Source organism: Ensifer sp. LC11 (assembly GCF_001695835.1).
Classification (GTDB): Bacteria; Pseudomonadota; Alphaproteobacteria; order Rhizobiales; family Rhizobiaceae; genus Ensifer.
Genome location: NZ_MBSO01000061.1, coordinates 1 through 770, shown reverse-complemented (window position 1 = coordinate 770; position 770 = coordinate 1). Strand labels below are relative to the sequence as shown.

The 770-nt window shown below is 59.5% G+C and carries 1 protein-coding gene and 1 pseudogene; both read right to left on the bottom strand.

Annotation, left to right across the window (positions count from 1 at the left end; all coding sequences use genetic code 11):
• Positions 1-118 (bottom strand): annotated as a pseudogene (locus tag BBX50_RS30905) (flagellin); the annotation flags it as partial.
• A gap of 292 nt (positions 119-410) precedes the next feature.
• The coding region (locus BBX50_RS26805; protein WP_274534047.1) for a flagellin at positions 411-770 on the bottom strand (360 nt) is incomplete at its 5' end.

Sequence of the window (770 nt, the reverse complement as noted above, 5' to 3'; positions counted from 1 at the left end):
CGGTACCGACGCGCAGGCCCGTCGAGATGCGTTCCTGGGTGGTCTCCATCGAGGAGTTGATCGAACGCAGGGTGGCGAGTGCGCCCATTGCGGCGGAATTGGTCAGAATGCTCGTCATTGGCTGAGTGCCCCTTGTTTTGGCAACGATGAAAAAGGAAAGGGACATTCCGGGATTACCGGGAAACGGCGGTCAGCTTCATGCCTGCTGACCTGTGAAAGCTGGTTGGTCAACCCGCCGTCTCGATGGCTACAACAAACACCATCGTGGTTAACGAACCCTAAAACCCACGGAAACTTTTCGAGATTTTCCTGCGGCAATGACGAAAAACAAGAGACCGCGCTTCTTGCGAAGCGCGGTCTGATATTGAGCATCGGGTGCGGGCCCGTAGCCCGCACGCTCACGCTGCCGATTAACGGAACAGCGAGAGGATGTTCTGCGAGTTGGAGTTGGCGATCGACAGCGCCTGGATGCCAAGCTGCTGCTGCGTCTGCAGAGCCTTCAGGCGAGTCGATTCCTCGTTCATGTCGGCATCAACGAGGCGGCCAACGCCCTTCTCGATCGAGTCCGAGAGGCTTTCGACGAAGCCGTTCTGCAGGTCGATACGGCTGTTGAGCGCACCGAGGTCGGCGGCAGCGTCGGTCATCTGCGTCAGGACGGAGTCAACACCCGAGAGGGCCTGCGACAGAGCGCCGGTCGTCATGTTGGTGATGTCGAGCGTCAGGACGCTGAAGGTCAGCGCTACGGTCGCGCCGGTTGAATCGGCGTAGGA